Genomic DNA, 25,267 nt, shown 5'->3' with positions numbered 1-25,267 from the left:
CTGAAAAGAGTCAGGCGGGTATGCGACTTTGCAGGGTAAAGCCGATCTCTATCAGGCGCTGGGATAACGCGGCGATGTCACGGAACATGATGGCACTGATCCGGGGCATCGACAGTGTCCAGATGTAAACCTGACCATCCCTTCGGCGATACACTGTTGTTCGAACAATATTGCCGGAGCTGTTGCGACGCACGAGCGTGTATACATTTTGCGTTTTTTCTAACATGAACATGCCGTTGCGATTCAGCAGTGTATTCACCGTTGCGTCAGTCCATTGCGGCACAGGTGTCGCGATCTTCCAGCGCAAATCAGCAAATAGAATGTCGAATGAGTCGCGCGCCGATGCTCCGTTACTGAACGGGCCCCGAGTGATTTCCAGTCCCGCGTCGATACTGCCGCCGGCCACTTCGGTGGACGTCACTTCTTCAATCCGTAAACCAATCCCGCCTCTGAGTTCGCTTATGCCTGGCAGATTTCTGAAGGTATTGGTGTTCGTTGCATCGACCAGGGCAGCCCATTTGCCTGGTCGGTTGAGGAGCCCGTCACCCCACATGATCTGAGTGGTGAGCCGGGCGCGGATCATCTGCTCTTCGATCGAAGTCAGCGGTATCTTCAACTTGTAACTGTACGCGGCGTCAAGACCATGGGTCCGGATGCCATTGGCCCGGGCAGCCTTGATCAGTTCTAGCATGTTGAATCGGCCGTCAGGGTCGGTACCCAGGCTGGACAAGTAGCCCCGAAGATCCTCTGACATCTCTCCCGACAGGTAAAAGTCGTTGAGGTCTGCCTGGGCGAAATCACCCAGCAAACCGCGTACGTACAGTGTGTCGATATGCCGTGAGAGCGCCGGCATGTTTTCGATCATGAAACGCATGCTGGCGATGCGATCAAGGGTTTCGCCGACGACCAGTCCATCGGTATTGGCAAAGATGCGATCAAACAATTCATCCGTCTGCATCTCGGGATCGATTTGCGGGATGACTGGCCTTACGGGCAGGTTGGTCCAGTCCAGCTCTGAGTAATACTCTTTGGCCTCGTTCAGCATGGACGTGCGCCTGTCGCGGCAATAGACCTCATACGCATCGATAGTTGATGGATTAGCGCGAATTGCACCGGAGCGCCCGGCGACAGTCTCGGGCAAGTTCATTGCCCATCTTTTCATTTTCGCCATGTCTATTCCCACGATGTTGGAGAGGGGAGAAACCAGACGCAGCGGTCGCGCAGCGGGTGGAACCGTTTCGACGACGGGAAGTTCCGCTGACGGCGTTGCTGATGCCGGGGCCGAGGACGAGGCCAGGTCAGTGTCCAGGAAACACGCCTTGCCCATGCATTGGCCGCCGCCCCTGAGACGCGACGCGGGCATGCGTTCCCACTTGCCGCTACTGCCCAAGCGTACTGGCAATGAGTACACGAACTGATTGGGTCGCTCAGGATTGACGATGGCCCAGTTGCCGGTGTCTTCGGAGTCGCCAAAGTAGCGCACGTAGTACGCGTCGCCATCCAGTTCGATGGCAAAGGCCGGCTCCTTGTCCAGGCGGTAAATACCCTCATATTTGCCTGGAGCTGCCTCTACAGAACGCTGTGCCAGTAACTCGTTGCATCGATAACTGGCAGGAATCTTTGGAAAAGACGAACCTTGGCGCGCAGCAGCCGTGGCCAGCTCCCGGGTGGATGCGATGGTCGTCTCGATGGGGATTTCGTTTGTCAGCTCGACGGCCGCCTCTGGCTCAACCGCCGTGACCGCCGTAACCGTCGGTGGAGCCAGAGGTGGCAAGAAGGGTGTTTCGGCCGAAGTGAGCTCGATCAACCCGCGCATTTCTTCCGCTTCAGCAAACTCCACCTGCGGGCCCACTTCCAGGTGTGGGCCAGTGCTGATCAGAAACGGGATGTTGAACACAATGTCGATCGCGTTGAGCACTGCGCCGGTAACGCCGGCTTTGCGTTCGGTTGGCGTAGTGCCGTTGATGGCCTGATCGATGTTCAAGCCCATGTTCGCGATGCTCGCGCCAATCAAAGGCAACGCCAAAGGCCAGCCCACAGCTGCCATCGGGCCGAACACTTTCAGACCGGCACTCAAATAACCGATCCAGAGTTTTTTGCGCAGGTCACTGTTGGACGTGAGCGCCAGATGCGCCTCGGCAACCATGCTCGTGCGTGTCGACTCGCTCAACCAGGTGAATGCGTCACCGGTGATCGCGACGTTGCTGTGATTGATCATTCGGTGATCGCTGTGGCCCCAGGTGCTCACCAGTCGGTTCATCAGATCGGTGAGGTTTTCGGTCATGTGATTGCGGTCAGCCAGCGGGAAATGCTGGAGAAACGCCGTGCGCTTGTCCTCTGAATTCATCTGCTCAAGCATCCACCAGTGCAGATCTGCTTCATGGTCCATCAAGAGGAATGCCTGGGCTTCGCCTGGCAAGTAAAGGGTCTGTCTGCCACTGTCTTCCACCAGGCGCAGCGCATTGGAGGCTACGTGGCCATCGAGATCCAGCGCCCGCACTTCAGCACCGACCGGGTGTAACGCTTGCAGCATTTGCAAGGTGACGGGCCAGGTGACGGGCCCGATAACCGAGCCGACGACGCGCTGAAAATCAGTTCCGTCAAGGTCACCCTGTTGCAGCGCCTGCGCCGCCAGGCTGAGAAAGTTGCACTTGGCCAGGGCGCGGAAGTTATCCGACGAGGTTTGCCAGAATGTCGTCAGTTGACCTGTGTAGCGCGCGCTGAAGTCGACGTCCCAGAACGCTTTCAGCACATCGCTGCCAAGCAACCGTACTTCATTGCTCTGATTGAAGTTTTCCACCTCCGGGCCATCCGAGTAGAAGCCGCAGTAAAGGCCAAGCAGATCTGCGTTGTCTTGATCGGTCGCACGAAAGCGGTGGATCACCAACTGCGTGAGGGTGAGCGTTTCGTAAGGCTTTTCGAGCAAATGTTCCCAGCCCGTGAAGGTCAGCGCGCTGCTCTGCGCCGTTTTGAAACGGTGGAAGTAAATCCGGTCGGGATCGAGGTCGGACAGGCCTTTGTCCGCCAGGAGTTCGTTGGCGACTTGCCGGGCTGCGTCGAACAGACTCGGGCAGGTCTGCACGATCGTCGTGGCAATGGCTTTGAGGGCAGTTTTGTCCGCTGCGTTTGGCAGCAGACGTCGTTCGGGGGAGGTCATGCGTTCTTCATCCTTGAGAAACAAAGACAGAGCATGACCGATTCGCTCAAGGGCAGTGCACTAGCCGGCTACTGCATATTGCCCCTGTTGATAATAGAGTGGGAGTGGGGGGGAGGGCAGTTTGTCCGGCGTCTTCCGGGCACAGGCTTCAGAGGCGCAGGAAGGTTGTTGAAAAATGCCAGTCAGTTTTGCTGACTGGCATTTTGTTGCTGGGCTGGAAAATTCGAGGCAGGGTTGTCTTCAATCAGGTATTCGGCTACGCATGATCAGTCCGGTCTCGGACAGCCGTTGCGACATGTCTTTCAGGTTGGCGAACGCGATGTCGTTCACTCGCTGCCAGGCAGGACGGTGGATGGAAAACTTGCCGTCATTCAATCGAGTGATCAGTGTGCGCTGGAGCATGCCTTGTTTGCTGCGGTGGATCAGGGTGTAGCTGTCGCCTGCTTTTTCAAATAGATACATGCCCCGCCGGTACAGAAGATTCTCCAGAGTTTCTTCGGTCCAGTTCACCTCGGGCGCCTGCATCTTCAAACGCAAATCGGCGCGAAGAAGGTCTGGATGGCCTTGTCTGGCCGTGCCACCGGGCGAGCTGCCGCGTAGTACTTCCACTCCAGGGTCGACATCTACGCCCAGCTCTTCACCGGCGGCGACTTCATCGATTCGCAGGCCGATTCCACCCTTCAACTCACTGATGCCGGACAGTCCTTTGAAGGTGTTGGTGTTCTGAGCATCGGTCACCACGATCCATTTCTTCGGACTGTTGAGGTAGAGGTCGCCGGTCATGATGTCGTTGGTCAGGTAAGTGCTCATCATTTGCTCATCGACCGGCGGCAGCGGTGTTTTCATTTTGTAACTTGCGGCGCAATCGATCGCCTGGACCCGGACCCCGTTTTCGCGTGCGAGCCGGACCAGTTCCAGCGGGGTGAATCGACCGCCAGGATCGGTGCCGAGGCTGCTCAGGTAAGTGCGCAGATCCACGCTCATGTTGCCGCTCATGAAATAGCGGTTCAGTTCAACCTGAGCGAAGTCGCTGAGCAACCCGCGCATGTATAACGTATTCACGTGTCGGGCCAGCGCCGGCATGTTCTCGATCAGAAAACGCAGGGTGGTGATGCGATCAAGGGTTTCTCCCACCACCAGGCCTGAAGCGCTTTCGAAAATGCCATCGATAAGATCGGCCAGTGACATCAGGCGATTGACTTCGGGTACAAGCGGACGCGCAGGCTGGATAATCCACGGCAGATTCTTGAAAAAACTTCTGGCGGAACTCTGCAGCAGTTTGCGTTTGCCGACGGCATACGACTCGAACGGGTCGTCCATGCCGAAACCGCCTTCACCGTCGGGCTGCATCTGGGCATGGGTTTCGTTGAGGTTCAACGCCCAGGCTTTTATCGAGCGGCGCACCATCGGATCGATATCGTAGGCGCTGTGCACGGGGCGCGGGGGACGTGAGGCCGAAGGTTGCGGCTCCACTTCCGGTTGAGCGGGCGGCTCTGGCACTGCGGGTTCGAAGGTATCGAGTTCGATCTCGGGGGCACATTGTTTACCCATGCATTGACCTCCACCCTTAAGGCCCAATGCAGGGATCCGCTCCCACTCACCAGCGCCATTGAGGCGGACCGGCAAGGCGTGAACGAGTTGATTGGGGCGCTCCGGGTCAACGATTGCCCAATCGCCACCGCCGCGAGAATCGGTGAAGTAACGCACATAATAGGGACTGTCATTCATCAGGATGGCGTAGGGCGGATCAGCGTCGAGACGGTAAATGCCCTGAAATTTCCCGGCCTCCTCACCGAGTGCTGTGCCATCGAGCAACTCGTTGCATTGATAGCGTTCGGGTATCGGCGGTGGCGCAGCCTTTTGCGCCGATATCAACAGCGTTTCATCAAGCTCAGGCAGGGCGATGCCGACATCGTCCGGCGTCATGATTGGCGCTGTGTTGTCAGCTTCGGCGGAGGTATTCAAGGCTTCGCTGTACTCGGCCATTTCTGCGGCCTCAACAGCGTCAACCTCGGGGCCGATTTCCAGCATCGGGCCGGTACCAATGAGCAAGGGAAGGTTGAAAAGCATGTTGATGCCACTCAGGACCGCGCCAAGCACGCCGGCCTTGCGTTCGGCGTTGGTCTTGCCGTTTTGCGCCTGATCGATATTCAGGCCCATGTTGGCAATGGTGGCGCCAATCACCGGCAACGCCAGCGGCCAGCCAACAGTGGCCATCGGACCGAACACCTTGAGGCCCGCGCTCAGATAGCCGATCCACAACTTTTTGCGCAGATCGCCATTGGACGTCAGGGACAGATGGGCCTCTGCGAACATTGCCTGGCGGGTCGAGTCGCGCAGCCAACTGAATGCATCATCGGTCAGCGCCAGGTTTGTGCGGTTGATCAGGTGATGGTCGGCGCGACCCCAGCTACCCACTAACCTGTTCATCAGATCGGTGAGGTTCTCGCTCATGTCCTGACGATCGGCGAGGGCAAAATGATCCATGAAGGACGTGCGGCGTTTCGCGTTGTTCATTTGCTCAAGCACCCACCAGTGCAGGTCCGCCGCGGTTTCCCTGACCACGAACGCTTCGGCATCACCGGGCAGATAGATTATCTGCCGGCCACCGGGAGCTGCGACCCGCAGCAATTGGGTGGCGACATGACCGTCGATGTCGAAGGCGCATACATTCGCCGTTGGAGTGTGGCTCGCTTGCAGCATGCTCAGGGTGACCGGCCAGCTGACAGGACCCACCACCGAGTCCACCAGCCATTGAAAGTCTCTGCCGGTGAGTTGCCCAAGATCCAGAGCCTGCACCGCCCTGTTGAGGAAGTTGCACTTGGCCAATGTGCGGAAGTCGTCAGCGTGGCTGTTCCAGAAGTCCGTCAGAGTCGCGGTGTAGTGACCACTGAAATCGAGGCTCCAGAACGCGTTCAAGACTTCATTGCCGTGCAGGCGTACCTGATTTTTTTCGTCGAAATTCTCGCCCTGCGGACCTTCGGTGTAGAAGCCGCCGTACAGATCGAGAAGATCAGCGTTGTCCTGGTCGGTGGTGCGAAAACGATGAATCACCAGTTGTGTCAGGGTCATCGATTCGTAGGGCTTTTCGCGGATGTGCTCCCAGCCGGTAAACGCGCGGGCGCTGCTCTGGGCCGTCTTGAAACGATGGAAATAAACCTGGTCCGGGTCGAGGCTCGTCAGGCCTTTTGCTTCCAGCAGATCACGGGCCGCTTGATAGGCGGCGTCCTGCAGGCCGGGACAGTTCTGCACGACGGTATAAGCGATTCGCTTCAGCGCCGCTTTGTCTGCCGCGTTCGGTAGAGGGCTTGGTTGGGTGGCGTACATGCTTTCTCCATCCTTGAGAAATGAAGGCCGAGCATGGCCGATTTGCTCAAGGGGAGTGCACTACATATGTACCGCACATGATCGTTGGAAATGTGCCGGGGTCAGCGCCGTGCCACGTCGGAAAAGTAGAACTTGTCGAGGGTGTGCCGCGATTCGGTGTACTCGAACTGACGACCGTCCTGAAGGAAGGTCTGGTTGCTGACCACGATCACATGGCTCTGGCCGTCGAGGTCCAGGTGCAGTTGATCGTCCTTGCTGCGCGGCACCGCTTCGATGGTGCGTTGGGCGTAGGCAATCTGTAACTGCAGGGTCTGTTCGATATGCGCATAGATCGATTGCTCGGCGATATCGAGGGACAGCCCGGGAATCACTTCGCTGACGAAGTGGTTGATGTCGAGGATGACCCGTTTGCCGTCGATCCGCCGTACGCGCTTGATCCGCGTGATGAGGCTGCCGGGTTCGGCATGGATGTGTTCGAGCAGGGCGCCTTCGAGCGGGATCTGGCTCAGCTCGACCACTTCGGTGCTGACGTCGTTGCCCAGGCGCGGGTAGGTCTCCTGGAAACTGACGATGCCGCCGAGCTGAAACTCGATCGGGTTGGTCGAAAGCACGAAGGTGCCTTTGCCGTGGATTTTCTGCGCAAAACCGCGTTCCTGAAGCAGTTCGATAGCCTTGCGCACGGTGCCGCGGCTGGCCTGATAGCTGTCCATCAGTTCTGTTTCGGAGGGCAGGCGGGCGCCGCGCTCCAGGCGCTCAGTCGTGATGCTGGCCAGCAGATCGCTATAGATCTGGTTGTATTTGCTCATGGGTAGGCTCGGTGCCGACTGTGCTCAAAGCTTCGAACCTTAAGGCCAGGGTAGGGCTTTGTCCATGTGGACGATGGAAATCACCCTAAGGCGGGGTAGGAAAATTCGTCTTCGGTCTGGCGGGAATATACATAAACAAACTCGTCTGTACGAGTTGTTGCATTAACTCGTACAGACGAGTATTTTTCGCTTCGGCGTGCTGCCAATAACAACAATCCATAGCGGAAGAACTAGCATGAGCCACGACTATCCGAACATCGCCAGGCAGTTGCTGCAAAGCCTCGGCGGCAGTGACAACCTCGAACAGGCCGCCCATTGCGTCACGCGGTTGCGGCTGGCCCTGAAAGACCCGGGACGGGTCGACAGCGCCACGCTCAACCAGATCGACCTGGTCAAAGGCTCGTTCTTCACGGGCGGCCTGTATCAGGTGGTGATAGGTCCGGGCGAAGTGGAAAAGGTCTATGCCGAACTGCGTCGTCAGACCGGCCTCGCGGCGGCGACCATCGCTGACGTCAAACAGAAAAGCACTGAAAAGATCAACGCCATGCAGCGTCTGGTCCGGGTGTTTTCCGACGTGTTCATGCCCATCCTCCCGGCGCTGATCATTGCCGGCCTGCTGATGGGCATCAACAACCTGCTGGGCGCCAAAGGCATGTTCATCGAAGGGCAGACCCTGCTCGATGCCTACCCGAAACTCGACGGGTTGTGGAGCCTGATCAATCTGATGGCCAACACCTCGTTCGTATTTCTGCCGGCGCTGGTGGGCTGGTCGGCAGCCAAACGCTTCGGCGGCAGCGAGATCCTCGGCATCGTCCTCGGCCTGATGCTGGTCCACCCGGATCTGCTCAACGCCTGGAACTACGGCAAGGCTGTCGCCGGGCTGGACGGACAGCGTCTGCCGTACTTCGACATTCTCGGGTTGTTCCAGGTGGAGAAGGTTGGTTATCAGGGACAGATCCTGCCGATTCTGCTGGCCGCCTACGTGATGAGCGTCATCGAAAAATGGCTGCGCGCGCGCGTGCCCAACGCCATTCAGTTGCTCGTGGTGCCGATCACCACCATCGTCGTCACCGGCGTGCTGGCGCTGGCAGTGATCGGCCCGGTGACCCGCCACATCGGCATCTTCATCACCGAAGGGCTGGTCATGCTGTTTGATCTGGCGCCGATGGTCGGGGGCGCGATTTTCGGTCTGCTGTACGCACCGCTGGTGATCACCGGCATGCATCACATGTTTCTCGCGGTCGACCTGCAATTGATCTCGACCCAGGGCGGCACCTTCATCTGGCCGATGATCGTCATGTCCAATCTTGCTCAGGGCAGTGCGGCCCTGGCGGTGTTCTGGATGACGCGCAACGCGCGGGACAAGAGCATGGCGTCGACCTCGGCGATTTCCGCCTACTTTGGTATTACCGAGCCGGCGATGTTCGGCGTCAACCTGCGCTACAAGTTTCCGTTTTACGCCGCGCTGACGGGTTCGGCACTGGGCTGCGTGTTCCTGTCGCTGAACAAGGTCCAGGCCTCGGCCATCGGTGTCGGTGGGCTGCCGGGATTCATCTCGATCATTCCGCAGTACATCCCGATGTTTGTGCTCGGGATGCTGATCGCCATGCTCGTGCCGTTTGTTCTGACCTGTGCACTGAGCATGAAGATTGTCCGGCCCGGTTACCGGGTTGCCTGAATCGAACTGTAGGAGCTGCCGAAGGCTGCGATCTTTTGATCCTGCCTCTCAAAGTCAAAAGATCGCAGCCTGCGGCAGCTCCTACAGGGCTCGTAAAATTCAAGAGGAAAATGCGCCATGCAAGACTGGCAACGTTCGGTGATCTACCAGGTCTATCCGAAGAGTTTTCATAGCCACGCCGGCAACCCGACGGGTGACCTGCTTGGTATCGTCGCCAAGCTCGACTACCTGCAGTGGCTGGGTGTCGACTGTTTGTGGATCACGCCATTCCTGCGTTCGCCGCAACGCGATAACGGCTATGACATCAGCGATTACTACGCCATCGACCCGAGCTACGGCAGTATGGCCGACTGCGAATTGCTGATTGCCGAAGCGGGCAAGCGTGGAATCAAGTTGATGCTCGACATCGTGGTCAATCACACCTCGATCGAACACGTATGGTTCCAACAGGCGCGCAGCAGCCTCGACAACCCTTACCGTGACTTCTACATCTGGCGAGATCAGCCGAACAACTGGGAATCCAAGTTCGGCGGTTCCGCATGGGAGTACGAAGCCCAGACCGGTCAGTACTACCTGCACCTGTTCGACCACACTCAGGCCGACCTGAATTGGGATAACCCCAAAGTGCGCGCTGAAGTGTTCCGGATGATGCAGTTCTGGCGGGACAAGGGCGTTGGCGGTTTTCGTCTGGACGTGATCAATCTGATCTCCAAGCCTGAGGACTTTCCCGAAGACAACAGCGATGGCCGCCGCTTTTATACCGACGGGCCGAATGTCCACGCGTACTTGCAGCAGATGCACCGCGAAGTCTTCGAGGGGCACGAGCTGATCAATGTCGGCGAGATGTCATCGACCAGCCTCGAACACTGCATTCGTTATTCGAATCCGCAGTCGAAAGAACTGTCGATGACCTTCAACTTTCATCACCTGAAAGTCGATTATCCGAACCTGCAGAAGTGGGTGCGCGCCGATTTCGATTTCCTTCAGCTCAAGGGGATTCTGTCCGACTGGCAGACCGGCATGCAGGCCGGTGGCGGCTGGAACGCGCTGTTCTGGTGTAACCACGATCAGCCGCGCGTGGTCTCGCGTTTCGGCCATGACGGCGAGTACCGCGAACGCTCGGCGAAGATGCTTGGCACCGCGCTGCACTTTCTGCAGGGCACGCCGTTTGTGTACCAGGGCGAAGAGTTGGGCATGACCAATCCGGGGTTCGAATCGATCGAGCATTATCGCGATGTCGAGACGCTGAACATCTTTCGCCTCAAGCGCGAAGCCGGCAGCAGCGATGCCGACAACATGGCGGCGATCATGCAGAAGTCCCGCGATAACGGTCGCACGCCCATGCACTGGGACGCTGGGCCGAACGCCGGTTTCAGCAGCGTCGAGCCGTGGATCGGTGTGCCGGCCAATGCCGCGCAGATCAACGTCGCCCATCAACTCGACGACCCGGACTCGGTGTTGCATCACTACCGCCGTCTTATCGCGCTGCGCCGCAGCGAATCGTTGATCACCGACGGGCTGTACCAACAATTACTGCCTGAACATCCGCAGGTCTGGGCGTATGTGCGTGAAGGTGATGCCGAACGTTTGCTGGTGGTGAACAACTTCTACGGAACAACCTGTGAAGTGGAGTTGCCATCGACGGTCATCAGCGAGTCGATGAGTCAGCGTCTATTGATCAGTAATTATCCGGACGGGCCGTTGCGCAAACGGCAGGTGACGTTGCGGCCTTACGAGTCCTTCGTTCTGCACCTGATCGATCCCTGACCTTTAACTAGAAAAACCAGCTTTCAAAAAAACACGCAGAGCACTGCGCGGGGGATTTCTGCGCGCCGAAATCATGCAACCAGACAATAAAAACAATGGGGTGGCTTATGAAAACAACAATAAATCGCAGCCTTGCAGTCGCAGGGTTTTGCCTCGCTTTACCGCCGAGTTCACAAGCGCTGGAGTTTGGCGGCTATTTGCGCAGCGGTGTCGGCACGTCGGTCAACAGCAGCGGTCAGTCGTGCTTCCAGTTACCCGGTGCGCAGACCAAATATCGTCTCGGTAACGAGTGCGAGCAGTATGGTGAGCTGGAGTTGCGGCAGGATCTGTACACCCTCGACGACGGTTCGGTACTGAGTGTCGATGGCATGGCTTCGCTGTACAACCGCTACGACCGCCGCCCCACCTTCAAAGATGACAATGGCTCGATCCGCTTGCCGCAGGCCTACGCACAGTGGTCGGCGATGCCTGCACTCAATGGCGGTTCACTGTGGGCCGGGCGCCGTTACTACAAGCGCAATGACATCCATATTTCCGACTTCTATTACTGGAACCAGAGCGCCACCGGGGGCGGGGTCGAAGACGTATTGATTGGCGATCTGAAATACAGCTACGCCTTCTCGCGCAAGGACAACCTGTACCAGAAGGACTACATCAATCGGCATGACTTCAACGTTGCCGGGTTCAAGACCAACCCGGGCGGTGAGCTGGAGTTCGGCCTGAGCTATATCGACAAGCCCGACAGCCGCGATGCCCATCGAGGCTGGGCGATCACCACGCAGCATGTGCAAAAGGATTTTCTCGGCGGCAAGAACAAACTGGCCCTGCAATACGGTGAGGGGCCGGGCACCGGACTGGGCTACACCGGCAACGTCAAACTGGACGACAGCAATAAAAGTTACCGGATCGTCGAGTTTTTCGACTGGCAGGTGACGCCGCGCTTCGGTGGTCAGGTGCAGGCGGTGTATCAGAAAGACATTCGCCCAGACGGTGTCGATCAGAACTGGATCTCGCTGGGGGTGCGTCCCGCCTATGCGCTCAGCGAACACTTCAAACTGGTCACCGAACTGGGCCACGATCAAGTCGAAGCCCCGGGCGGCACGCGCAAACTGAGCAAGTTCACGTTTGCCCCGACCTGGTCGCCCAAGGGCCCGGAGTTCTGGGCGCGTCCCGAGGTGCGTCTGTATTACACGTACGCTACCTGGAACGAGGCGGCGAAACGTGCGGCCAACCAATTGGCGAAAGGCTCGGCTCTTTCCGACACCGGTGCATTCGGCACCGCTCGCCACGGTGCGAATGTCGGATTGCAGGTCGAATACTGGTGGAAATAAGCGATGCTGATGGAGCGTCGCGCTCCGTGGGCACTTCAAAGAACAAAACTGCAGGTGACGACATGGCCACACCCCAACCATTGCAACTGCTGGCTCCCTTGTCCGGTGTCCTGATGGCGCTCGAGCAAGTGCCCGATCCGGTTTTTTCCGGGCGCGTGATCGGCGACGGTCTGTGCATCGATCCGACCTCGTCGACCCTGTGTGCTCCCATGGCCGGAATTGTCAGCAACGTGCAGGCCAGCGGGCATGCCGTGAGCATCACCGATGACAACGGCGTGCAGGTACTGATGCACATCGGCCTGGATACGGTGAACCTCGCCGGGCAAGGTTTCACTGTTCTGATCGAAGAGGGGCAACGGGTTGTCGCCGGGCAGGCGCTGATCGAGTTCGATGCCGATTACATTGTTCGGCATGCGCGCAGCTTGATGACGTTGATGTTGGTGGTCAGCGGTGAGCCGTTTACCTGGCTGGTCGCGTCGAGCGGACAGGTCGAAAGCGCTCAGCCGTTGCTTGAAATAGCCAGCACGCAGGCACTCAGCGAGGAAGCAGTGGCGTCAGAGGGGCAGGCTGTTTTCTCGCAATCATTGAAACTGCCCAACCCCAATGGTCTGCACGCGCGCCCGGCGGCAGTGTTCGCGCAAGCGGCGAAGGGCTTCTCGGCAAAGATTTACCTGCATAAGCAGCAGGCTCAAGCCAACGCCAAATCCCTGGTGGCGATCATGGCGTTACAGACCGCGTTTGGCGACAGCGTGCAGGTCAGTGCGGTGGGCGAAGACGCTGCAACTGCGATCGAGGTGTTGACCCGGCTCCTGGCTGAGGGCTGCGGTGAAACGGTAACGGCAGTGGCGCCTACCGAGGTCGTCGTCACGGAAGCACTGACGCTTTTGCGGGGCGTCTGCGCGTCACCCGGTTCGGCATTAGGCCAAGTGCTGCAGATCAGCGAACCGGTCTTCGACGTCGGCGAGTTCGGCGGCGGAGCGGACGTCGAGCGCGAAGCCCTCGCCAATGCCCTGATCGAAGCCGATCTGGCCTTGCAGCATTTGCGTGATACCGCTGCTGGTGAAGCCGAAGCCGAGATATTCAAAGCCCATCAGGAACTGCTCGAAGATCCGGGCCTGCTCGATCAGGCGCAAGCGTTGATCGACGAGGGCAAAAGCGCGGCGTTCGCCTGGCGCGCCGCCACTGAAGAAACCGCGATCATGTTTCGCCAACTCGGCAGTGCACTGCTGGCCGAACGGGCGGCGGATCTGACCGATGTCGGGCGCCGCGTGCTCAAGCTGCTTCTCGGGATGGGTGAGCAGGCGCTGGAGCTGCCGCAAGGATGCATTCTGATTGCCGATCAACTGACTCCGTCGCAGACTGCCAGCATCGATACCCGCAAAGTACTCGGCTTCGCCACGGTCGGCGGCGGTGCGACCAGCCACGTGGCGATTCTTGCGCGTGCCTGTGGCTTGCCGTCGATCTGCGGGGTGCCGGTGCAAATGCTCGCGCTGAGCAACGGCACTCAGGTACTGCTCGATGCCGACAAGGGCGAGTTACACGTGCATCCCGACCCTGCGGCGATCAAGCAATGGCAGGCACGGCACGCGCAACAGCATCAGCGCCATGAGCATGAGCTGGCCAATGCAACACTCGCGGCACGAACCCGTGACGGCCATCACGTGGAGGTGTCGGCCAACGTCGCCTCATTGTCTGAAACCGAGCAGGCCATGGCTTTGGGAGGAGCGGGCGTCGGCCTGCTGCGTTCGGAGTTTCTGTACCTGGGCCGTAACCACGCGCCGAGCCATGACGAACAGGTTGCCACCTACAGCGCCATCGCTCGCTGTGTCGGGCCTGCGCACAATTTGGTGGTGCGCACCCTTGATGTCGGCGGCGACAAACCGCTGGCGTATGTGCCGATGGACAGCGAAACCAACCCGTTCCTTGGCGTGCGCGGCATTCGCTTGTGCCTGGAGCGCCCGCAATTATTGCGTGAGCAGTTCCGTGCCATGCTCGGCTGCTGCGATCTGACCCGTCTGCACATCATGTTGCCGATGGTCACGCAGCTGTCGGAGCTGCGTCTGGCGCGGCAGATGCTCGACGAGGAAATCCTCGCGCTGGGGCTAACGCAACGGCCGAAACTGGGGATCATGATCGAAGTGCCGGCCGCGGCACTGATGGCGGACCTGTTTGCGCCGCTGGTGGATTTCTTCTCGATCGGCACCAATGACCTGACGCAATACACCTTGGCGATGGATCGCGATCATCCGCGCCTGGCCAGTCAGGCGGACAGTTTTCATCCCTCGGTCTTGCGCTTGATCGCCATGACTGTGAAGGCCGCGCATGCCCATGGCAAATGGGTTGGCGTGTGCGGGGCGGTGGCCTCTGAACGTCTGGCGGTGCCGCTGTTGCTCGGGTTGGGGGTGGATGAACTGTCGGTGAGCGTGCCGATGATTGCGCCGGTCAAGGCGACAGTGCGCGAACTGCAACTGGCCGATTGTCAGATCATCGCCCAACAGGTGCTCGGCCTGGAAAGCGCCGGGCAGGTGCGCGAGGCGTTACAGCTGTTTCACGAGGCAACCGTCGAAACTTTGCGGGTTCTGGAGAACTGAACATGTTCGATCAATTGCAGAAGGCATTCTGGAAAGCCCTGACCCCGGATCTGGTCGCGGACACACCGACAGCTGCGGCCGAGCCGAGCGACGGATTGCGCGCCGATATCGTTGCGGCGCTGGGCGGTGTGGATAACCTGAAGTCGCAGCAACCGCTGGCGTTGACGCGGGTGCGGGTGGTGTTGCGTGATTTGTCGCACATCGACCAACGGGCGTTGAGCGCCGCCGGAGTCGCGGGCGTGATGCCCTTGGCGGACGGTGTGGTGCACCTGATTACCGGGCTGCGGCCTTAAGCCGGCAGGTGATGTGCGGCCTCAGGTCGCCCTTACTGTTTCTCAACCGCAGGTGTATCGTATTCGCCTTTTGCAGGCCTCAGGGCCTGTCGCTGATACGTGAGGTAGTTGAGTTCATGTCCTTTACCCGTCGCCAAATCCTCGGTGGCCTGGCCGGTCTTGTTGTCGTTGGCGTTGGTGCGGGGGGCGCGTCGCGTTATTGGCTCGGCAAAATGGCCGACGCCGAGGCGGGCCACGACTATGAACTGATCGCCGCGCCGCTGGACGTCGAACTGGTGCCGGGGCACAAGACCGAGGCTTGGGCATTCGGCCCGTCGGCGCCGGGCACCGAGTTGCGCGTGCGTCAGGGTGAATGGCTGCGGGTGCGCTTTATCAACCACTTGCCGGTGGCGACGACCATTCACTGGCACGGCATTCGTCTGCCGCTGGAAATGGACGGCGTGCCGTACGTGTCGCAGCTGCCGGTGTTGCCGGGTGAATACTTCGATTACAAATTCCGCGTGCCGGATGCCGGCAGCTATTGGTATCACCCGCACGTCAGCAGCAGCGAAGAACTCGGGCGCGGTCTGGTCGGGCCGCTGATCATCGAAGAGCGCGAACCCACCGGTTTCAAGTACGAAAAAACCTTGAGCCTGAAAAACTGGCACATCGATGACGAAGGCAATTTCGTCGAGTTCAGCATCCCCCGTGAAGCAGCACGTGGCGGCACGGCGGGGCGATTGTCGACCATCAACGGCGTGCCGACTCCGGTGATCGAATTGCCGGCCGGGCAGATCACTCGCGTGCGTTTGCTCAACCTCGACAACACCCTGACCTATCGCATCAACATTCCCGGCGTCGAAGCGCAGATCTATGCGCTGGACGGCAATCCGGTCGAGCCGCGCCCGCTGGGCAAGGAGTACTGGCTCGGCCCGGGCATGCGTATTTGTCTGGCGATCAAGGCGCCGGCGGCGGGCGAAGAATTGTCGCTGCGCAACGGTCCGGTACGTCTGGGCACGCTGCGTTCGGTGGCCAATACCGACGCGCCGACTGACTGGCCAAAAGCGCTGCCGGCCAACCCGGTGGCAGAGCCGGACCTGGCCAATGCCGAGAAACTCAACTTCAATTTCGAATGGGTCGGCTCGGTGTCAGTCAACGTCGACAACGGCAAGCCGCCGAGCCTGTGGCAGATCAACGGCAAGGCCTGGGACATCACTGACAAGACTTGCGCCGACCGGCCGATCGCCAGCCTGAAACTGGGGCAGAGCTACATCTTCGAATTGAAGAACATGACCCAGTATCAGCACCCGATCCACTTGCACGGCATGAGTTTCAAGGTGATCGCGTCGAACCGGCACAAGATCATTCCGTACTTCACCGACACCTATCTGCTGGGCAAGAACGAGCGCGCGCAAGTGGCGCTGGTAGCTGATAATCCGGGGGTGTGGATGTTCCATTGCCACGTGATCGACCACATGGAAACCGGCCTGATGGCCGCCATCGAGGTGAAGTGATGCGCCAGATTCGCCCCGCCGCGATCATCGACCGCAGCCGAGACCGCGATTTCATGCGCGAAGCCCTGACCCTCGCCGCACAAGGCGCAGCCCTCGGCGAAGTGCCGGTGGGCGCGGTGCTGGTGCAGGATGGCGAAATCATCGGTCGCGGCTTCAATTGCCCGATCAGTACCAGCGATCCGAGTGCCCACGCGGAAATGGTCGCCATTCGTGCGGCGGCGCAGGCGGTGGATAACTATCGTCTGCCGGGCAGCACGCTGTATGTGACGCTGGAACCGTGCAGCATGTGCGCGGGCTTGATCGTGCATTCGCGAGTGGCGCGGGTGGTGTATGGCGCGCTGGAGCCGAAGGCGGGGATTGTGCAGAGCCAGGGGCAGTTTTTCACCCAGGGCTTTTTGAATCACCGGGTGTTGTATGAAGGCGGGGTGTTGGCGGAGGAGTGTGGCGCGGTGTTGACCGAATTCTTCCGCGCCCGAAGAGCAAAAAGCCCCTCACCCTAACCCTCTCCCAGTGGGAGAGGGGACTGACCGAGCTGGATGGGCCAAGTCCGTCGACCTGAGATTCCGAGTCGAACTCAAGTTTTGAAAAGCTCAAAGATCAGCTCCCTCTCCCTGGGGAGAGGGCTGGGGTGAGGGGTAGGCTCACCGCGGTGATCGGGAAAGTGCTTATTTTCTGGCGACGATAACCGCCCGCATCGGCGCCGGTAGCCCTTCGATGGTTTTGCTGTGATCCTCGGGATCAAGGAAATCACTCAGCGACTGATACTTCATCCACTCAGTCCCGCGCTGTTCCTCGACCGTTGTCGTGCTCACATCCACGCAACGAATATCGCTGAACCCGGCACGACGCAACCACAATTCCAGCGCCGGCACCGACGGCAGGAACCACACGTTGCGCATCTGCGCATAACGATCTTCCGGCACCAGCACCTGATGCTTGTCGCCTTCCACCACCAGCGTTTCCAGTACCAGTTCGCCGCCCTTGACCAGGCAATCCTTCAGCGCCAGCAAGTGCTCGATCGGCGAGCGGCGATGGTAGAACACGCCCATGGAAAACACCGTGTCGAACCCTTCGAGGTTCGGCGGCAAGTCTTCGAACGGGAACGGCAGGTGCCAGGCATTTGGCTCTGACAAATAACGTTGCACCGCCTGGAACTGGCAGAAAAACAACCAGTTCGGGTCGACGCCGATCACGCTGTCAGCACCGGCGCCAAGCATGCGCCACATGTAGTAGCCGTTGCCGCAGCCGACATCGAGGATGCGTTTGCCTTTCAGATCCAGATGCGGTGCAACCCGTGACCACTTCCAGTCCGAGCGCCATTCGGTATCGACGTGCACACCAAACAAATCGAACGGCCCTTTGCGCCACGGCGACAGGCCCATCAACGCTGTGTGCATCTGCGCGCGGGTTGCGTCGTCGCACTCGGTGTCGAGTTTCAGGCCATTGAGCAGATCGACTTCGCTCGGCTGAATCTTCGGCAAGGCGTCCAGCGCACTTTGCCAGCGCTCCAGATCGCCGTGACCTTTCTCCATTTTCTTGTCGAGTTGCGCCTGCAGGGTGTTGGCCCATTCGGCCAGCGGCGTGCCGGCCAATCGGCGGGCGAGGGGGGACAGATCAATCATGGCAAGGCAATCAACGAGGCAAAGTTAAGACACTGGAACCACGGCACGACTTTCGAGAACCCGGCGGCCAGCAGGCGTTCGCGGTGTTCTTCGAGGCTGTCGGGCTTCATGACGTTTTCGATGGCGCTGCGCTTCTGGGCGATTTCCAGTTCGCTGTAGCCGTTGGCGCGTTTGAACGCGACGTGCAGATCGGTGAGCAACGCATGTTCTTCGGCATCGTTGAAGCGCAGCTTCTCCGAGAGAATCAATGCGCCGCCCGGCAGCAACGATTGGCGAATACGCGAGAGCAACGCGGTGCGCTGATCCGGGGCGATGAATTGCAAGGTGAAGTTCAGCGCGACCACCGAAGCAGGCTGGAAATCGAGGGCGAGGATGTCGCCTTCGATCACTTCAACCGGCAGCAACTCCTGGAACATCGAATCCTGACCGTTGAGGTATTCGCGGCAGCGTTCGACCATCGCGGCGGAGTTATCCACAGCGATCACCCGGCAACCGTCGGTGCGCACGTGGCGGCGCAGGGCTTGAGTGACCGCGCCCAGCGACGAGCCGAGATCGTAGAGCACGCTGTTCGGCTGGGCGAACTGCGCGGCGAGCACGCCGAGGTTTTCGACGATGGTCGGGTAACCCGGCACCGAGCGCTTGATCATGTCCGGGAACACCCGCACCACGTCTTCATTGAAGGCGAAGTCGGGTACCTGGGCCAAAGGCTTGGCGAAAATGCGATCGGGTTCTTTGCTCACGGCGGTTCCGGCGGTGTCGGTGGAAAAGGCCGGCATTTTAGCCAAAAGGGCGCGGGGATGCTTGGGTTGTCTGATAAAACGCGGGGATATTGCTCTGGTTGATCGTTCCCACGCAGAGCGTGGGAACGATCAGAGGCTGGCGCGTTTGCTTTGGGAGAAGGCGGAGGCGGCGATGCCCCACTGGCCCAGCCAGTAGCTGAGAATGATCACGTACGGCGCGGCGTGGAATGGGGCGACGAAACGATCAATCCCAATGACGCTGTCCGAGAACACAAACGCCAGCGCACCGCCCGCCGCCAGCAACGCCGAGCGTTTCGGCACATCGGTGCCCAAACGGGCCAGCGCACGCCAGAGCATCGCGCTGATCGCCGTGCCATAAACAATCACCGGCACCAGCAATGGTCCAAGACCGCTGGAAATCAGAAGACCCAGCAGCACCGCGCCCACTCCGAGGGCAACCACCAGCGGCAAAATCGCCAGACGCTTGCAGTCACTCAGATAAGCCTTCAGATACGCCAGATGCGCGACCAGAAACGCGCCGAGGCCGAATACAAACAGGTCGCCCGGCCATGCCAGCAACACATCACCCAGCAGCGAGAAAATCAGACCCAGACTGATCCAGCGGCGATAGTCGCTGGGTGGCGCATCATGCAACCAGCCAAGCAACGCCAGCACTGGCAACGGTTTGACCAACAGGCACAGCAACGCCGCATGGGTGCTGACACCGTAGAGAAACGTCACCGCGCCCATCAGCGCCAGAATCAGCCAGCCCACGATCAATTCACCGAAATGGCGCAGTCAAAAGTTTCCACCGGCAGCACTTCTGGCGCCCACGGTTGTTGCGAGGTCAGGCGCAGACGCCCGGTGCCGGGGGCGAAGGCCTGGAAGCGCCAGGTCGACAGACCTGCTGCGCCGACCACACCGGCATCTTCCGGATTGCTGTAGACCTCGGGGCTGAGTGCGCGCAACACGCCGCCAGCGGAATCCTGAATGGCCCAGCGGTAACCGGTCGTCGGGTTGCTTGGTAATGTGATGATCAGGTTTTGCCCGTTGCTCAGTTGTACGGGGCATTCGCTTTGTTTTTCCACGGTCACGTTGTGTTTCGGTTGAGTGGCGCAGGCGGCCAGCAACGAAAGGGCGAGGGGGAGAAACAGGCGAGTGGGGGACATAAGGTCAGCGGCTCCGACGTTGGCGACGAACGGCGAGCATAACTGAAGATGAGACAAAGTGTGACAATGCCAAGCCCTCACCCTAGCCCTCTCCCAGGGGGAGAGGGGACTGACCGGGGGATATTGGCGAGGTACGCCGACCTGAGCGTGCGTCAGCGAATCCATAATCGACCCGGTGTTTCAGGTCGGCGCATAGCGCAAGACGGCTCGGTTGGCTCCCTCTCCTGGGGGAGAGGGCTGGGGTGAGGGGCTACGGGCTACCGGTCAGAACAGTACCTTCGCCACATCGGCAAACCGCTTGGCGAAGTGCACCGTAATCCCTTCCTTCAGATAATCCGGCAATTCCTCAAAGTTACCCCGATTCGGCTCCGGCAAAATCAGCTCGAAGATCTTCTGCCGACGCGCCGCAATCACCTTCTCACGCACTCCGCCAATCGGCAGCACATGCCCGGTCAACGTCAGTTCGCCGGTCATCGCCACACCTTTTTTCGGTGGCTGATTACGCGCGAGGGAGAGCAGGGCGCTGGCCATGGTCACGCCGGCGCTCGGGCCGTCTTTCGGTGTTGCGCCTTCGGGAACGTGCAGGTGGACGAAGGCTTCGTCGAAGAACTTCGCGTCACCGCCGAACTGTTTCAGGTGCGAACTGACGTAGCTGTAGGCGATCTCCGCCGATTCCTTCATCACATCGCCCAATTGTCCGGTGAGTTTGAAGCCACGGTTGAGCGTGTGAATCCGCGTCGCTTCGATCGGCAATGTGGCGCCGCCCATGCTGGTCCAGGCCAGACCGGTAATCACGCCCGTGCCGGATAGCACTTGTTCATTGCGGAATACCGGATGACCGAGTGACGCTTCGAGGTCTTTCGGCCCGAGTTTGATCACCGCTTTCGGCTCGTCGATCAGCTTCATCACCGCTTTGCGCACCAGTTTGCCCATTTGCTTTTCCAGCTGGCGCACGCCGGCCTCACGGGCGTAACCGTCGATCAAGGCTTTGAGCGCGGTGTCGCTGATGCTCAGGCTGCCTTTCGACACGCCAGCCTTCTCCAGCAGTTTCGGCCACAGGTGACGCTTGGCGATGGCGACTTTTTCTTCGGTGATGTAGCCCGACAGGCGAATCACTTCCATGCGGTCGAGCAACGGACCCGGAATCGAATCGAGGGTGTTGGCGGTGCACACGAACAGGACTTTCGACAGGTCCATGCGCAGGTCGAGGTAGTGGTCGAGGAATTCGACGTTCTGTTCCGGGTCGAGTGTTTCCAGCAGCGCCGAGGCCGGGTCGCCCTGGTAGCTTTGGCCCATCTTGTCGATCTCGTCGAGCATGATCACCGGGTTCATCACTTCGACGTCTTTTAACGCCTGCACGAGTTTGCCCGGCTGCGCGCCGATGTAGGTGCGGCGGTGGCCCTTGATCTCGGCTTCGTCGCGCATGCCGCCGAGGCTGAAGCGGTAGAACGGTCGGCCAAGGGATTCGGCGATGGATTTGCCGACGCTGGTTTTACCCACGCCCGGCGGACCGACCAGCAGCACGATGGAGCCGCTGATCTCGCCTTTATAAGCACCGACGGCGAGGAATTCGAGGATGCGGTCCTTGATGTCGTCGAGGCCGGCGTGGTGTTTGTCGAGGATTTTGCGCGCGTGCTTGAGGTCGAGTTTGTCCTCGCCGTACACGCCCCACGGCACCGAGGTCGCCCAGTCGAGGTAGTTGCGGGTGACCGCGTACTCTGGCGAACCGGTTTCGAGGATCGACAGTTTGTTCATTTCTTCTTCGAGGCGTTTCTGCACCTGCGCCGGCAGGACTTTGCCCTCTAAACGCTGCTCGAACTGTTCGAGGTCGGCGCTGCGGTCGTCCTTGGTCAGGCCGAGTTCCTGCTGGATGACCTTGAGTTGTTCCTTGAGGAAGAACTCGCGCTGATGCTCGCCGATCTTGCGGTTAACTTCTGCCGAAATCTCTTTTTGCAGGCGCGCGACTTCGACTTCCTTGCGCAGCATCGGCAGGACTTTTTCCATGCGCTTGAGCATCGGCACGCAGTCGAGCACGGCTTGCAGCTCGGGGCCGGTGGCCGAGGTCAGGGCGGCGGCGAAGTCGGTCAGCGGCGACGGATCGTTGGGGCTGAAGCGGTTGAGGTAGTTTTTCAGCTCTTCGCTGTACAGCGGGTTGAGCGGCAGCAGTTCCTTGATCGCGTTGATCAGCGCCATGCCGTAGGCCTTGACCTCGTCGGTCGGCTCGGTGGGCTGGTGCGGGTATTCGACTTCGACCAGGTACGGTGGGCGGTGGTGTTTCAGCCAGGTCTTGATGCGTACGCGGCTCAGGCCTTGGGCGACGAATTGCAATTTGCCGTTTTCGCGGCTGGCGTGGTGGACTTTGACCAGGGTGCCGTATTGCGGCAGGGCGCCAGTGTCGAAGTGACGCGGGTCTTCCTGGGGCGTGTCCATGAAGAACAGGGCCAGGGAGTGGTGTTCGGATTTGCTGACCAGTTCGAGGGTTTCGGCCCACGGTTCTTCATTGACGATGACCGGCAGGACTTGCGCCGGGAAGAACGGGCGGTTGTGGATCGGGATGATGTAGACCTTGTCCGGCAGGTTCTGGCCGGGCAGGGCGAGGCCTTTGCCGGAGGAGGTGTGTTCGATGTGTTCGGCTTCGGTGTAGTCGTCGGGGTTTTCCGGGAATTCTTGCTGGTCGCTCATGGGGCACCTGCGCAATGGGGTATGGGTCTTAGATGGGGCAGGGTTTGGGTGGTTTCAATGGGGGGCGGTGTTTCTGATTGTGTGTTCAGGGTTTTGACAGGGTTCACGCTTTTGACTTGGCGGCCTTTGGGCCGACCAGGTTCTTGGGGTTTTGGGGGGATATCCGTTGCTTCGGGTGCTGCGGCTGGCGGTTTCGCCCTTACGGCGACTCACTTTTTTTCAAACGCCAAAAAAAGTAAGCAAAAAACGCTTGCTCCTACGTGCGGCCCGCTCGCTGGGGCTCGGGGTTCCTTCGCTGCGGGATCGATCCGGGCGCAGCGCCTACGGTTTGCTTCGCTGCACCTCCTCTCGCTGTGTTTGGCTGCGCCAAACGGTCGCTGCGCTCCCACGCCCGGATCAATCCCTCCGCTCAGCCTTCCGACGTCGCCCGTGGATCAAGATCAAGATCAAGATCAAGAGCAGGCGAGCTGACACTCGGCCTATTGAGTGGTGAGGAGCACGGGTATTCGGCTTTGGGTTTGTGGTGGATCTGCCCTCACCCCAGCCCTCTCCCGGAGGGAGAGGGGGCCGATTTGTGTGCTTTTCAAAGCTTGAGTTCAACGCGTTATTGCATGTCGGCGTATCTCTCCCTGAGAACTCGGTCAGTCCCCTCTCCCTACGGGCGGTCCGACGTTTCGGGAGGGTTAGGGTGAGGGGCTTTTGATTTTACGTTCTGCATTTGGGTACGGGGTTACCTGACCAAGGTCGTTACAAAGGCCAGGTCAGTTCCTGGAGCAGAAAGAATCCGTTACAGGTGAGTTCACGCGTGTCATCCGTGTAGCGTGCTTTGCCGGAAAGTTTGAAATCGTTGAGTTCATATCGGTACAGGCTGGGACTGGGTCTGGAGACAGCGATAGTTGAAGAGGATTTCATTTCATATTCATAAAACTGGATACCCCGGTCTGTAACGACTCTTTCAGAGTAGCCAGGTGTGGATGGCTTTAGCAGGTCGCGAAGTGAAACGGAAAAAGTTCGTTCGCTCGATAAACCTTTGTGGTGACCGAAATCAAAGTAATAACCTCCTAACGGGTTGAAAGACACAGAAGTGGCTGTGGTCCTGTAGCTGGTCAGATCTAAATATGTACCGCTGATAGTGCCTTTCACATCAATATCAAGAACGCCGACGGCGAAGACTGCTGGGGATGCTTTTGAAGTTGTCATGGGGAGCTTCCTCGATTGATTGAGTTGGAGAAGGAAGTCTGAGAGAAAAGGCATAAACAGTTAACTGTCACATCTGACAGGTTTTTATGCCTATTCGCGATGATGTACCAAGAGGCGAGTTATATAGGCGGCGCAAGTTGATCCGCTGTGGCATCTACAGTGCCTGAAGAATGTGCACAAAAAAAACGGTGCCTCTCGAGAGTCATCTGCAATTTGACGGTTTACTCATAGATCAAAATTCATTGCGGTTTATTTCGAACCAATCTTGAGCCCCTGTAATTTCTGACAGTAGACACGTTGCCCGGTCGATCCGAGATTAACCAAACGTCCTCAGGCAGGACGGTGCATGCCAATTTACGGACTTCAAGGAATCCAGCCATGAGTTATACCGATACGAATTATGAGGGCTTCACTATTCGCGAATACTCCTCCGACACCCCGGGTCTGCGTTATCGGGTGATCTATAGCGCAACGGATGAGAGTTCTTTGCTTGAGACCCGCAAACAGGCCGAGCAATTGATCAATGATCGATTGCAGCGGATGAAAAGTGGTGGGAAAGCTTTTTGAGTCAACCGGGCTAACGCTCACCTTGTGTAGGAACTGTCGCACGTTGCTCCTACACAAGGTGAGTTGTCAGGTATTTGCAGGGATTTCGTGGTTATCCAGCACGCGGTTCACCGCCAGTTCGGCGAGCATGATGATTTGCTGAATCGCCAGAATCGTCCTCCGCTGCGGCAGGTCGATGTAGGCGGCGATGTCGCTGGTCATGAGGCTGGCCTGGGCCAGGGATTCGCAGGCGTGGACCAGCAGGCTTTCGCTGTCCTGTTCGGGGGCAACCTGGAACATGGTGCTGGGTTTGTGGAAGCGCAGGGTTAAGGCGTTGGGTTTGAGGTAGTGGTCGAGGGCGCGTTCGGCGGCTTCGTGGAATTTCTTTGAATCGGGGGATTCGTAGGGCGAGGTGTCGTTGGTTTCGGGGGGATTGGGTGTTGGTTTTTTCATTTGTTGCTCCTCAGGAATTGGGCCATTCCTCTAATTGCCGCGACGCAAAAAGAGGGTGGCAGCTGTACGCGGGTTCGCGGACCGACCTGAGCATTCGGCATACCCGAAGGTATCCCGCGTACAGCCACCATAAAACAAGCACTCGGGGTGCTGCTGTTAAGCGGCGGCAATTATGCCCCAGAAGTCGGGCCGCGACGCCCGTTCGCTGAATTTGCAGCGACCCCCAGAGCCTATCCAGCCAATTTCCGAGGCACAACCGACGCGACTTGTCGGAAAACTCCGTGTCACTTTCAACGTCTGTAGGACGAGCACATTTCCCACAGATAAACACTTTTCAACCTGTGGGAGCGAGCCTGCTCGCGAAAGCGGTGTGTCAGGCACCGTAGATGTTGAATGTGCCGACGCCTTCGCG

At 59.1% G+C, this 25,267-nt stretch carries 18 protein-coding genes; 8 read left to right on the top strand and 10 right to left on the bottom strand.

Going from position 1 to position 25,267, the window contains the following annotated elements; genetic code table 11:
• Positions 1 to 10: 10 nt before the first annotated feature.
• The 3 genes from RMV17_RS23900 to treR form a co-directional block, all read right to left on the bottom strand.
• Complete coding sequence (locus tag RMV17_RS23900) at positions 11 to 3,157, bottom strand: membrane-targeted effector domain-containing toxin (RefSeq protein WP_311883024.1); 3,147 nt, start codon at positions 3,155 to 3,157, stop codon at positions 11 to 13.
• Positions 3,158 to 3,397: 240 nt separating this feature from the next.
• The gene (locus tag RMV17_RS23895; protein ID WP_311883022.1) at positions 3,398 to 6,484 is read right to left on the bottom strand and encodes a membrane-targeted effector domain-containing toxin; all 3,087 of its coding nucleotides are present in this window, start codon (positions 6,482 to 6,484) and stop codon (positions 3,398 to 3,400) included.
• Positions 6,485 to 6,585: 101 nt separating this feature from the next.
• Positions 6,586 to 7,290, bottom strand: a complete 705-nt coding sequence (gene treR, locus RMV17_RS23890; RefSeq protein ID WP_034156275.1) for a trehalose operon repressor — start codon at positions 7,288 to 7,290, stop codon at positions 6,586 to 6,588.
• Positions 7,291 to 7,525: 235 nt separating this feature from the next.
• Between treR and treP the strand changes: the two genes are divergently transcribed.
• From treP to tadA, 7 genes are all read left to right on the top strand, one after another.
• Complete coding sequence (gene treP / locus RMV17_RS23885) at positions 7,526 to 8,968, top strand: PTS system trehalose-specific EIIBC component (protein WP_311883020.1); 1,443 nt, start codon at positions 7,526 to 7,528, stop codon at positions 8,966 to 8,968.
• A gap of 117 nt (positions 8,969 to 9,085) precedes the next feature.
• The gene (treC, locus tag RMV17_RS23880) at positions 9,086 to 10,735 is read left to right on the top strand and encodes an alpha,alpha-phosphotrehalase (protein WP_311883018.1); all 1,650 of its coding nucleotides are present in this window, start codon (positions 9,086 to 9,088) and stop codon (positions 10,733 to 10,735) included.
• 107 nt (positions 10,736 to 10,842) lie between these two features.
• Positions 10,843 to 12,066: a maltoporin gene (locus RMV17_RS23875; RefSeq protein WP_034156278.1), complete on the top strand. Its 1,224-nt coding sequence runs from the start codon at positions 10,843 to 10,845 to the stop codon at positions 12,064 to 12,066.
• A 62-nt stretch (positions 12,067 to 12,128) separates the two neighbouring features.
• On the top strand, positions 12,129 to 14,657 hold the full coding sequence (gene ptsP / locus RMV17_RS23870) for a phosphoenolpyruvate--protein phosphotransferase (protein ID WP_311883015.1): 2,529 nt from the start codon (positions 12,129 to 12,131) through the stop codon (positions 14,655 to 14,657).
• A gap of 2 nt (positions 14,658 to 14,659) precedes the next feature.
• Positions 14,660 to 14,950: a PTS transporter subunit EIIB gene (locus RMV17_RS23865; protein WP_311883013.1), complete on the top strand. Its 291-nt coding sequence runs from the start codon at positions 14,660 to 14,662 to the stop codon at positions 14,948 to 14,950.
• Positions 14,951 to 15,066: 116 nt separating this feature from the next.
• Entirely contained in the window at positions 15,067 to 16,443 is a 1,377-nt protein-coding gene (locus RMV17_RS23860; RefSeq protein WP_311883011.1) for a multicopper oxidase family protein, read from the top strand.
• Positions 16,443 to 16,943 (top strand): tRNA adenosine(34) deaminase TadA, encoded by a 501-nt coding sequence (tadA, locus tag RMV17_RS23855; protein ID WP_034156281.1) that lies wholly within the window; start codon positions 16,443 to 16,445, stop codon positions 16,941 to 16,943. Before RMV17_RS23860 ends, tadA begins: the two co-directional genes overlap by 1 nt.
• Positions 16,944 to 17,108: 165 nt before the next feature.
• Here the strand turns inward: tadA and cmoB are convergent, their stop codons facing one another.
• The 6 genes from cmoB to RMV17_RS23825 form a co-directional block, all read right to left on the bottom strand.
• A complete protein-coding gene (gene cmoB / locus RMV17_RS23850; protein ID WP_034153564.1) occupies positions 17,109 to 18,065 on the bottom strand; it encodes a tRNA 5-methoxyuridine(34)/uridine 5-oxyacetic acid(34) synthase CmoB in 957 nt (318 codons plus the stop codon).
• Positions 18,062 to 18,841, bottom strand: coding sequence for a carboxy-S-adenosyl-L-methionine synthase CmoA (cmoA, locus tag RMV17_RS23845; protein ID WP_175559565.1), 780 nt, complete (start codon positions 18,839 to 18,841; stop codon positions 18,062 to 18,064). The genes cmoB and cmoA overlap by 4 nt, the downstream gene beginning before the upstream one ends.
• A 93-nt stretch (positions 18,842 to 18,934) precedes the next feature.
• The gene (locus tag RMV17_RS23840) at positions 18,935 to 19,579 is read right to left on the bottom strand and encodes a lysoplasmalogenase (RefSeq protein ID WP_196251136.1); all 645 of its coding nucleotides are present in this window, start codon (positions 19,577 to 19,579) and stop codon (positions 18,935 to 18,937) included.
• 2 nt (positions 19,580 to 19,581) lie between these two features.
• Positions 19,582 to 19,974: a protease inhibitor I42 family protein gene (locus tag RMV17_RS23835; RefSeq protein ID WP_034153562.1), complete on the bottom strand. Its 393-nt coding sequence runs from the start codon at positions 19,972 to 19,974 to the stop codon at positions 19,582 to 19,584.
• A 264-nt stretch (positions 19,975 to 20,238) separates the two neighbouring features.
• Positions 20,239 to 22,656 carry an endopeptidase La gene (gene lon, locus RMV17_RS23830; protein ID WP_034153561.1) on the bottom strand — a complete coding sequence of 806 codons (2,418 nt, stop codon included), beginning with the start codon at positions 22,654 to 22,656 and terminating at the stop codon, positions 20,239 to 20,241.
• A gap of 747 nt (positions 22,657 to 23,403) precedes the next feature.
• Positions 23,404 to 23,856 (bottom strand): hypothetical protein, encoded by a 453-nt coding sequence (locus RMV17_RS23825; protein WP_311883004.1) that lies wholly within the window; start codon positions 23,854 to 23,856, stop codon positions 23,404 to 23,406.
• A gap of 378 nt (positions 23,857 to 24,234) precedes the next feature.
• On the opposite strand from RMV17_RS23825, the gene RMV17_RS23820 reads away from it, so the two are divergent.
• The gene (locus tag RMV17_RS23820) at positions 24,235 to 24,423 is read left to right on the top strand and encodes a hypothetical protein (protein ID WP_311883002.1); all 189 of its coding nucleotides are present in this window, start codon (positions 24,235 to 24,237) and stop codon (positions 24,421 to 24,423) included.
• Between the two features lie 66 nt (positions 24,424 to 24,489).
• Here RMV17_RS23820 and RMV17_RS23815 read toward each other — a convergent pair whose 3' ends face one another.
• Entirely contained in the window at positions 24,490 to 24,855 is a 366-nt protein-coding gene (locus RMV17_RS23815) for a DUF6124 family protein (RefSeq protein ID WP_311883000.1), read from the bottom strand.
• Between the last annotated feature and the right edge of the window lie 412 nt (positions 24,856 to 25,267).

Source organism: Pseudomonas sp. VD-NE ins (assembly GCF_031882575.1).
In the GTDB taxonomy this organism is placed as follows: domain Bacteria; phylum Pseudomonadota; class Gammaproteobacteria; order Pseudomonadales; family Pseudomonadaceae; genus Aquipseudomonas; species Aquipseudomonas fluorescens_BZ.
Note: the sequence above shows the minus strand (reverse complement) of the source record. Positions and strands in the feature narration are given on the sequence as shown.